This is a genomic window from Francisella-like endosymbiont (assembly GCF_003069505.1).
Taxonomy (GTDB): Bacteria; Pseudomonadota; Gammaproteobacteria; order Francisellales; family Francisellaceae; genus Francisella.
The window spans coordinates 209,539-219,747 of sequence record NZ_QAPC01000003.1; the positions used below are offsets into that span (position 1 = coordinate 209,539).

Consider the following 10,209-nt stretch of genomic DNA (forward strand, 5'->3'; position numbering starts at 1 on the left):
CTTATATGTATAAAAGACTAAAAGCGAAAGTTTCTGGTTTGGCATTGTTAATGGCTTTGGTATTTTCTTTTGTGATTATGGTGATGCTTACAAGTCTTTTATATACGTTTAAGATGGGGCTTTTGACTACTAAAAGTATCATTAAAAATAATAATGAGAAAGTCTTAGGTGAAACCTATATATCTATAAGTTAAAGATGATATAAATTTCACAAAATCATCGGAGTTTGAAATAGGCGATAGTAAGTTTCAAATTATAGTTAATAAGGATAATATATCACCGTTTTTCCCTAATAACACAAATGCAGAACTTTTTCAGTCTCAGCAATATGATAGTTATGATGTAATATATAAAGCTTTTAGCTTAGGTACACATGTTGATCTTACTGAAAGGATTATCTATAATTCGTTAGCGGCAAATAGCTACCAAAGTTTTGATGACGATTTTATCACGATTAATGTGCCGATGATAAATCTTGACGCTATGACTGATTACCAAGAGAGAATTTATCGCTTAAAAAGTGATGGTACTATTGATGATGCGCCAAAAGGACTTATTGGCTTTATACAAAAACAGAATAGGCAGTTAAATATTTTTACAAAAAATGCAAAAATTGGTGTGCCAATTCTAGATAAAATAGCAACAGACTATAAAGTTAAGGTAGGCTGGAACCTTGAGAAGGGTAAGTGGAGATTATATTTACTGCTATATGATACAGATAAATTATTTACTACAGATATACTTTTAGATGACCTTATTAATGAAGAGGTCAAAGGTTTAGCAGCTGATAATGAAGCTTTGGGTAATCAAATTGGTAAGTGGCAAGCTGTAACTAGTGGTGGTGGCAGAGATATGAGTTCATCAGGAGAACAGTTTATCAAAGATGGTATTATTGATGTAGTTTGGTATTTTGAGAAAAATAATGCACCTCCTGAGCTGTTAATTGTTAGAAGTGGTGGACAAAACCAAAGTGGTAGTAATACCAAGGATAATACTACTAAAAGAAAAAAATAACTAGGCAACAGTTAGAAGTCTACTATTCAGAGTATTCATCTACCAATAAAAAGTATGTTGTCAAATTGGCTGATAAACTTGACTTCAAAGAAGAGTTAAATGAGGATACAGTTAAGTTACTAGTGCCAGATATGGCAAGTAATCTTGAGGCTAATATGGTGCTGATATTTCATCCTAATGATCAAAGTAAAACACTGATGAGTATTAGTGATTTTAATTATAACGGTAATCATCGCGTTGGTAAGAGTCTAGATACATATATTGATGGAGAGAGCTTTGGTAAACCAATAATAGTGTCCAAATCTAATGATTCGATGTATATAATTACATTTGAGCCTAATAAATTACATCGTTATGAATATAAAAAAGGTTATGGTAGTTTTATAAGTTTGGAATGCGGCTCAAATGGTCTTGAAAAAGAGTTTGACTTGGATAATAAAAATAGTGATATGGTTGTTGTTAGCTTACCAGAATCAAAAAAAAGAAGCTGATAAAAAAGATGAAGGCATTCAGTTAGTTGTATCAAAGTTTGGCTATTTATTTGTATTTACACCAGATAAAGTTATGCAACTTGATTACGACTTTGATATACTCCAAGAGATTGATTTAGAGGCATCTAGCCCACAAATTTTAGCTGATTTTGATGCGGTCAAAAACACAATTAATAAGATATATATTCAATCAGGGGCATTAGATCTTAAAGTACAGGAAATTAGAGATGAACTAGGTGATGAAGATCAGCCACAGGATAAGTCTGAAATTAATGATAAAGGTAAATCTTCTTCCCAAAATAAAACTAAATCAAAATCGATAGCTGAAAGAAAAAACAAGAGTTAAAAAAAAGAATAGCAAAGCTAAAGATGAAGAGGATAATAAACCAGCTGCTCCTGTATATTTAGATAGTAAGTACCTTTATCCTTTAGGAATAGTCAAGGAAATCAAATTATGAATATCTTAGAAAATATTAACACGGAAAAAAGAAACCCTAGAAGCTTTAATCTTGATTCAATGTCTATAGCTGAAGCAGTCAGTTTAATGATAGATGAAGAGTATAGTGTAATTGAAGCTCTAAAAGAACAGCACACAAATATAACAGAGGTGATTTTAGCAACATCTTATACTTTAAAAAATGCTGGTAGGATTGTATACATTGGGGCAGGGACTAGTGGTAGATTAGGTATATTAGATGCTGTAGAGTGTCCACCAACTTTCAGTGTTGATTATAATATGGTTATAGGCTTGATAGCTGGTGGGGAAAAGGCTTTTATCCAAGCCCAAGAAGAAGCTGAAGATGATGCTAATTTTGGCAAAGAAGATTTACAGATCATAAATCTTACAGCTAAAGATATTGTAATAGGTATTGCTGCAAGTGGTAGGACACCATATGTGATTGGTGCTCTTGAGTATGCTAATTCTATTGGTGTAGCTACGGTTGCTATTAGTTGTACTAAGCAGGCAAAAATATCTAAATATGCTAAATATACTATAGAGGCAGTACCAGGGCCTGAGGTTTTGACAGGCTCAACAAGATTAAAAGCTGGAACTACTCAAAAGCTTATTCTAAATATGATATCGACTCTTTCAATGGTTGCTGTCGGTAAAGTCTATCAAAATCTAATGATAGATGTAAAACCTACTAACCAAAAGCTAGTCGAGCGCTCAAAAAATATTATCTGTGAAGCTACTGGAGTAGATTATACGACAGCAGCAGATTTTTACTTAAAAGCGAATAAATCCGTCAAGGTTGCGATAGTAATGATACTAAATGATTGTGCTTATGAAAAAGCTTTGGCAATATTAAAGAACAATAGTGATTTTATCAAAGAGTTAAAATGAGATTATTAATATTATTTATAGCTCTTATGATTAGTTTCAATGTTTATGCTGCTATTTATGAGACATATAAAAATGGTGTGCCAGAATTCTCTAGTCAGAATCTCAAGGTGCCAAACAGCTTAATTTAGTGATGATCCAGTTTCTATGATTGATATGAATAATACCCGCGCACAATAATTTGGGGTAGTAATCAGCAGCAAGGATATATGTCTTATTCTCAACCACAAGAGGATACGCTTCAAGCAGCTTTCCCAGAAGAATTTACAGATAATTATTTTGATTTCTATGGTATAAACTATCAATATCATAGCTTGATTTCATCAATAATGGGTACAAGTATGTATTCACCAAGTGATGCAAGTAATATGCGTCTGCAAAGAAATTACTAAATTAATTACAATTCAAACTATTGATTATAAGATTTTATGAAATCTTATAGATCACTTTGTGAGACAAACTTTTTTACTTCTTTGTTTAAGGAGTAACCATTTTGTGAACTTGTGAGTATAGTAACTTTATCTTTATCATTTGTCTTTTTTCTAATTTTACTAATTGTAACATCTACACTTCGGCTATAACCATCATAAGGACGATTATAAACTGCTTGAAAAAGTTTGTCGCAGTTAACGAAACTATAAATATTTTCAGTCAATAAGAGCAATATTTTATATTCAATATTACTAAGTTGATAAAGTATATCCTGTTTATTTTTAATTGTTTTCTCTAAAGTATCAAAAACAACTCCGTCAAAAAATAAATATCTAGAGCGAATCAGACTACTGTTAACATTAGTTTTAATTTTTATTAATAAAAGCTTTCTATTGAAAGGTTTTGATATATAGTCTTTAGCACCAAATTCGTATGCTAGAATTTGATCTATCTCATAATTTGAAGCTGTAGCAATAATTATATTTATACCTTTCTGTGAACATATCCTTTTACAAAAATCTAAGCCACTTTCATTATAGGCATCATAATATCTAATAACATTAAGTCAATTTTTTCTGAGTTTAGAATATGTTCTGCAGCTTCTGCTGAATCTGTAATATAAAATTTATAGCCTTCTTTTTCGTCATCGACTACTAAAATACTTTTCATAATTATTTAATTCTAAAAATTATATCTACATCTAATGATATAATGTAAATAAATGTAATTATTCTTTAAAGTTTTTGGACATCATTTTAGAAAATTTCCATTTTTGAGATTTCAGCCCATATAATATGACTTATATAAATGAGATCTTAGATGATAATACAGTTTAGATATTATAGTAGATTTTGTTTAGGTTATTTATAGAACATCCCATTCTTCATCATAAGTTGACAAATCATCATCACTTTCTAATAGCTCTTTAAGTTTTAAGATGATTTAATCTAACCTTTAGGCTTATGAGTATCTATAGAAAATTTAATAGGCTTGATTTTTTAGTTTCTAGAATTTAAAATTTTAACTGATCAATCTCTTTACGATACTCAATATCATTTTCAGACATTTTATTTTCTTCAAGCTTCTTAATAATTTGTTTTAATTTAGCTCTTAATTCTAATTTATCCTGATTAAGTATATCTTTAATATAATGATGCAATTCTTCTTAATTGCTTAATTCTATCTTTAGATTAAGTTAGATATTCTAAGTAATCAGAAATTATATTAATGTCATCTAGCTGATCTATTTTTTTGATATTTTCATATCTGACTTCCTCAAAACTTTCTTTAGAGAGGTTCCAATAACGTTGCATAGAGAGTAATGGGTTAGTATTGGCTTATACCACTCATGTGAAAATCTATCTTTTAAAGGTATATCTATACCTACATGTTTTGAATTAAGTGATCCTAACATAATAGAAGGTACTAGATTTCTAGCATTCCAAAACCTTATAATGTTTCCTTTACCTATTTTTTCTTCAATAATTTTAGCACCTTTGCTATCAACAAATCTAGGTGCACTAAAACTGATGTTATATACTTTTGTATTTTTCATCGTAGGATTATTCTTAGCATAAGCTGGTAATATGTGTGATTTAATATGATAAGTCATGAGTGTAGATAATGACCTGCCTAAGCTATGCCCTAGTACAATTATCTCTGGTGGAGTAGTATTTGAATACTTATCTATAAACTCTTTTATTAAATTTTAAATGGTTTTAACTCTTCAATAAACATTGACAGAATACTTTTGTGTATACTGAAATCACCCTTACCAACATTATGTTCAGCATTACCAGTATAAGTCTCCAAGCCTGTAAGTTTCCAATCCAATCAGATGCACATTTGCTACCTGGATAAACAATAATCATCTTATTTTCTTTTTTACTATAAAGAATAACTCCTGATAATTCAGAGTTATTACGGTAAAGAATATTAACAACTTCAAATTGGCTTGTTTCTAATTTACCAAATATAACACTCTCTTTTAAGTTCTTGACAAAACGGTTATCTAAACTTTTTTCTTTCTTTTGTTCATTTTTAAGAGATTTTATATTATTGACTTTCTTGTCTAAAAGTGGATTATTGTCATACTCCTCTTCTTCAATAATTTTAGTTATTTCTTTTTTAGATAATTTATCTTTTACTTATTTTTAATAAACTTTCATAAAAGTTAATACTTTCTTGTATATCGTTGTAAAATTCATCATCTTGAGAAAGAGTGTCTTCATTTGAAATATTGTAAACGACGTTTAATCGAGCATACATGCTTATTTCTTCTGGTTTAATTTTCTATATAAAAAGTCTACCGGAAATGATGTTTAATCATATTTACTTAGGTATCCTGACTGTTTTCTGTTTATAAACCAGTGATATAAATTAAGGTAAGAACCACTTGACTCTGCTAGTTTAAGGTTTTGTTTAGATTTACTAAGTTCAGATTGTAATTTATCCATTTTCTGAGTTAAATCTGCTTCATTTAATTCTAAATTATGAATATAATCCTAGCTGTTGTGAAATATTGACTAATACAAGAGAGTTAATATTATTTCTAGCTAATAAATTAACATATTCTGAACCAAAAGATAGACTGCTAGAAAGAGCTAAACCTAATAAAACTATTTTTTTCATTTTTACTCCTATTTTTATTATTTTAGATTAAATAGTTACTTAAAATTGTAAAAATATCATTTTTATAATCTAGCTAAAATAATGTCTTAGCTCCTCTATTATATTTGATAAAAGCTTGTTTTGATTAGTAGTTGTTAGTTTTAAGCGAAAATAATTATCTATTTATGAAATTAGATATTTTAATATTGTAAATCTGGTTTATAAATCAGCTAAAATTTATATACAGTTAAACTATTTAATAATTTTGATCTTTAAATGTTAGTAGTTACTTTTAAACCATGTGGTTTATTGTTTTCGATAGATACTTGGACACTGTTGGCTTCAAATATCTTTTTTACGATACACAAGCCTAGCCCTCTACCAAGTATATCACTATTTTTAGCTATATCAGAGTGAAAAAGATTATCAATATTTTATTGAAAAGTTAATCAGACAAATATAATTTGGTTATAAATACTTAATTTGATGCAGAGTTAATATAATTTTAATTGATGTTTTATTTAAACTTTCTTTAATGCCGGCAAATTCAAAGAAATTAGAGATTTTTTCAAGTTAAGCAATTTGTGGATGGATAATATTATGGTTTTATCGTTTTACTGCCATCTAATTTAACAGTAATTGGCTCTATTACATTTACCAGTCGAATAGTGGCGGGATAGCTTAGCATTTTTATTTGCAGCTCTATTTGGAGATTCTCAAGAGGATGATTTTGTGGTATATGTTGGTGAAGTTACACTAATTTTAGGCTTTCAGTCTAGTATATTGCATTTAAATTCCAATTGGATTGGTAATCTTGTTATAGTGATTGTTAGATATATCCAAGACAACCAAAAGATATCCAAAAGCCAACGCAAAAATCCCGATTATATAGTCATATGTTGACCTATTTATAGTAGGTTGTATACGGATTCAATATCGTTATCTGATCAAAAAATTTGTAAAAGAATGTATGTAAACTACAAACTATTGGGACATTAATGCGTGGATTAATTATTGAGTTAATCCGTGTAAACCTGCCTACAGACTCAACGCCATAAGCAATACAGGTAGATAATTACTTAGTCAAATACTTGGGTGATGCTTACTATAAACATAAATACGAATAATTTATTAGTTATCTATAGTATTTGCAGCTTTCTTAGTAATATTGTGAGGATAAATCATATTTAGAACTATCTTCAAAGTAGAGCCTTGAGCAAGTATCGATAAGATAACTACAGTATAGGTGATACTAACTATAACATTACCTTCATCAGGTAATGATAATGCTAAGGCTAAAGATATGCCACCTCTGACTCCAGACCAAGCTACAAGCAAATTATCTCTAGCTGAAGTTCGAGTAAGTTTTTTATCAATTACAGTAATTGGTATTGAGATACTAATTAATCTAGCAAATGTCACAATGAATATGCCAGCAGCACCAACCCAAAAAGCGCTATGATTAAATGGTATACTAGTTAACTCTAGACCTATGAGTATAAATAAGAAAGAGTTAAGCATATTATCAATAACCATCCAAAAGTTATCGAGTTTTTCTACTTGATCTGGAGATGTTTTTTTATGATCTGAAAGATTATTACCAATGAATAAACCAGCAACAACCATGGCAATAGGTCCTGATACATGTAAGCTATGAGCGATTACATATCCCATGCTTGCTACAGCTAATGTTACAAAAATTGAAGTTTCAGAGTCCTGATTAGTTTTTAGAAATATAAGTGCGACTCTAGCAAATATATAACCAAGTAGTATGCCACCACCAGCTTCTGAACCAATTTGTTTAGCTATTATCCAAACATATTCAATACCATGACCATTAATAGCTTGTCCAAAATCACCACCACTACCAAAGAAAACGATATTTGATAATACAACGGAAAGGACAATACCTGTAGCGTCATTAAATAATGACTCGCCAACTACACAAGTTTTTATATGCTTAGGTATAGATTTGTTACCAGCAAGAGTACTAATTACAGCAATAGGATCAGTAGGAGAAATTAATGCGCCGAAAACTAAGCAATAGCCTAAGCTAATATCAAAACCGACTAATAGACAGAAGCCGTAAATTAATATAGCAGTTGTAAGTGCTGATAGTAGTAGACCAATACTTGCAAGTCCAAATATGGCTTTTAGCTCTTTTTTTAGATCAATCATATTAAAATGTAGCGCATTGGCAAATAATAAGAAAGATAACATTCCATCAAGAACTGTTTTTTTTGAAATCAAAACTTGATAAAGCAACTACTAAAAAATTTGACGGACTTAAAAAAGAGGCACACAGTGTCGAAAATGTTATTGAGAGAATTGTTAAGCCTATTGCCTTGGGTAACTTTAGAAGCTTAATGTTAATGTAACTCATCAATGCTGCTACAACAGTTAGCAAACTAAATAAAAAATATTCACTCATAATAATTCCCTATAAGCCACAACTATATTCCCAACTACATGCTTTTGATAACTCTTCTAATAAATTCTTTTGTGTAAAAAAATCATCACTTAATTTATCAAAAGGTAGATCTCCAAACATAAAGCTGTTTGTTTTAACTTCTAAATCAGTTACTTTCTCAATATCTTGTTTTGTCAATATTTTAAACTGCTGCGTTAAATGTATACATGGTTGGCATTCAAGACTATGTTTTGCAGGTTCAAATGGTAATTCTTTGGTTAAGTTGCGAATGTCATCATAGCTATGATTTAGTAAAGGATATGATAAAGGTCTATAATCATATCTTTCTTCTTCATCTATGTTTTTTAAAAGCTGTGATACACTAGACATATCTTTGCGATGACTAAGTAAAATAGTGGCATCACCATTAGCATCAAGCTCATCGATTTTATTAAGTAAAGTTATGCCTTTTAGAAAACCAGCACACCAGCTAAACTTTTGCGATGGAAATTGCTTACGTGCTAAAACTAATTCTTGGAAAGTATTTTCTGAATTTAAATGAAAGTAGTTTATATTTTCTCTTTTTAGCCAGTCAAAAACTGCTGCTAAATAACTATTCCAGCTAGCTGCAGCAAATCCTGTATCTACAGATAAAACACAGAAATTATCTGATAAATTTTGCTTTGTCCAGCATATAAGTGCTAAAGAATGAATGCTATAATTAGCAATAATTATATTATCTAACTTCTGCATTTTACATTCCTATGATATCTTTAACTTCTTTGAGTTTATTTTTTGCGAAAGGGCGTACTTTTGCAGCTCCTTGGCTAAGAATATCATCAACAATTTTAGGATTATTTATATAATAGTCATATTTTTCTCTAGCATCCCTTAGATGCTCATTTATTTTTTCAAAAAGTATTTGTTTGGCATCTCTCCAACCAAGCCCACCTGCTAAGTATTTCTCTTCTAGGGCAGTTATCTCTGATTGGCTTGCAATACTTTTATATATTGCATAAATAGTACAATTATTTGGATCTTTTTTCTCTTCAGGTGTTTGAGAATTTGTAATAATTTTCATCACTTGTTTTCTAAGTTTTTTCTCTGTTGAGAAAATAGCAATAGTATTATCGTAGCTTTTTGACATCTTGCGACCATCTAAACCAAGTATAGTTTGGCTATCTTCACTTGTCATAGCTTGAGGTGCTTTGAGAATTGATTTTTGGTAAATATGGTTGAAACGGTTGGCGATATTTCGAGCTATTTCTATATGTTGAATTTGGTCTTTACCAACAGGAGCTAGATCTGCATCAAAAATAAGAATATCTGCAGCCATAAGTACAGGATAGTTAAATAACCCTGTAGTTATACCTTTATCAGGATCAATATTCTCCTCTTGAAGATTTTGGTCAACTAAGGCTTTGTAAGCATGAGCACGATTAAGTAGTCCTTTAACAGTAGTTGTACTGATAATCCATGTTAATTCCATTATCTCAGAGATATCTGACTGACGATAGAAGTAAGCTTTATCGGAATCAAGACCAAGTGCCAGCCAAGATGAGGCTATTTCATGAATGTATTGCTGGCGTAATTTTTTATCCCAAAGCTTGATTAATGAATGTTGGTCAGCAATAAAGTACATACATTTATATTGATCATTCTTAATCATTTCTATTGCCGGTTTAATAGCACCAATATAGTTACCTAAATGTGGCGTTCCTGATGGAGTAACCCCAGTTAAAATTATTTTTTGTGTCATTTTTATCCTATTGGCTTTAAAATATTAAATGCATTTTAAAATAATGTAAATTTTAGCATATAAGGGTTGTCAAAATAAGAGAATTTATCGTAAATTTATGGAGCGGGAAACGAGGCTCGAACTCGCGACCCCAACCTTGGCAAGGTTGTGC

Annotated in this window: 10 protein-coding genes and 4 pseudogenes; 3 read left to right on the forward strand and 11 right to left on the reverse strand. The window is 30.2% G+C overall.

From position 1 onward, the window contains the following. The first annotated feature begins 5 nt into the window (after window positions 1-5). The 3 genes and pseudogenes from C9379_RS06610 (at window position 6) to C9379_RS06620 (ending at window position 3,239) form a co-directional block, all read left to right on the forward strand. A pseudogene (locus C9379_RS06610) lies at window positions 6-1,963 on the forward strand (hypothetical protein). Next, entirely contained in the window at window positions 1,960-2,850 is an 891-nt protein-coding gene (gene murQ / locus C9379_RS06615; RefSeq protein ID WP_343377563.1) for an N-acetylmuramic acid 6-phosphate etherase, read from the forward strand. The pseudogene C9379_RS06610 and the gene murQ overlap by 4 nt, the downstream one beginning before the upstream one ends. Next, window positions 2,847-3,239: pseudogene (locus C9379_RS06620) on the forward strand (hypothetical protein). The gene murQ and the pseudogene C9379_RS06620 overlap by 4 nt, the downstream one beginning before the upstream one ends. A 44-nt stretch (window positions 3,240-3,283) precedes the next feature. Here C9379_RS06620 and C9379_RS06625 read toward each other — a convergent pair. The 11 genes and pseudogenes from C9379_RS06625 to trpS all read right to left on the reverse strand — a co-directional run bounded on the left by C9379_RS06625 (window position 3,284) and on the right by trpS (window position 10,058). Beyond that, window positions 3,284-3,502, reverse strand: coding sequence for a helix-turn-helix domain-containing protein (locus C9379_RS06625; protein WP_318263483.1), 219 nt, complete (start codon window positions 3,500-3,502; stop codon window positions 3,284-3,286). A gap of 204 nt (window positions 3,503-3,706) precedes the next feature. Then, a pseudogene (locus C9379_RS06630) lies at window positions 3,707-3,835 on the reverse strand (hypothetical protein); the annotation flags it as partial. After that, on the reverse strand, window positions 3,799-3,948 hold the full coding sequence (locus C9379_RS06635) for a hypothetical protein (protein ID WP_318263484.1): 150 nt from the start codon (window positions 3,946-3,948) through the stop codon (window positions 3,799-3,801). The gene C9379_RS06635 and the pseudogene C9379_RS06630, both read right to left, overlap by 37 nt. A 343-nt stretch (window positions 3,949-4,291) precedes the next feature. Continuing rightward, a complete protein-coding gene (locus C9379_RS06640; protein WP_318263485.1) occupies window positions 4,292-4,438 on the reverse strand; it encodes a hypothetical protein in 147 nt (48 codons plus the stop codon). Between the two features lie 84 nt (window positions 4,439-4,522). Next, complete coding sequence (locus tag C9379_RS06645; protein ID WP_143385393.1) at window positions 4,523-4,981, reverse strand: lipase family protein; 459 nt, start codon at window positions 4,979-4,981, stop codon at window positions 4,523-4,525. Further along, window positions 4,981-5,112: a hypothetical protein gene (locus C9379_RS06650; protein WP_318263486.1), complete on the reverse strand. Its 132-nt coding sequence runs from the start codon at window positions 5,110-5,112 to the stop codon at window positions 4,981-4,983. The genes C9379_RS06645 and C9379_RS06650 overlap by 1 nt, the downstream gene beginning before the upstream one ends. A 488-nt stretch (window positions 5,113-5,600) precedes the next feature. Beyond that, window positions 5,601-5,735, reverse strand: a complete 135-nt coding sequence (locus C9379_RS06655; protein WP_318263487.1) for a hypothetical protein — start codon at window positions 5,733-5,735, stop codon at window positions 5,601-5,603. 34 nt (window positions 5,736-5,769) lie between these two features. Continuing rightward, a complete protein-coding gene (locus C9379_RS06660) occupies window positions 5,770-5,910 on the reverse strand; it encodes a hypothetical protein (RefSeq protein WP_318263488.1) in 141 nt (46 codons plus the stop codon). A 1,110-nt stretch (window positions 5,911-7,020) separates the two neighbouring features. Next, window positions 7,021-8,320 (reverse strand): annotated as a pseudogene (locus C9379_RS06665) (cation:proton antiporter). A gap of 9 nt (window positions 8,321-8,329) precedes the next feature. Continuing rightward, entirely contained in the window at window positions 8,330-9,052 is a 723-nt protein-coding gene (locus C9379_RS06670) for a hypothetical protein (RefSeq protein WP_143385394.1), read from the reverse strand. Between the two features lies 1 nt (window position 9,053). Then, the gene (gene trpS / locus C9379_RS06675; RefSeq protein ID WP_143385395.1) at window positions 9,054-10,058 is read right to left on the reverse strand and encodes a tryptophan--tRNA ligase; all 1,005 of its coding nucleotides are present in this window, start codon (window positions 10,056-10,058) and stop codon (window positions 9,054-9,056) included. Between the last annotated feature and the right edge of the window lie 151 nt (window positions 10,059-10,209).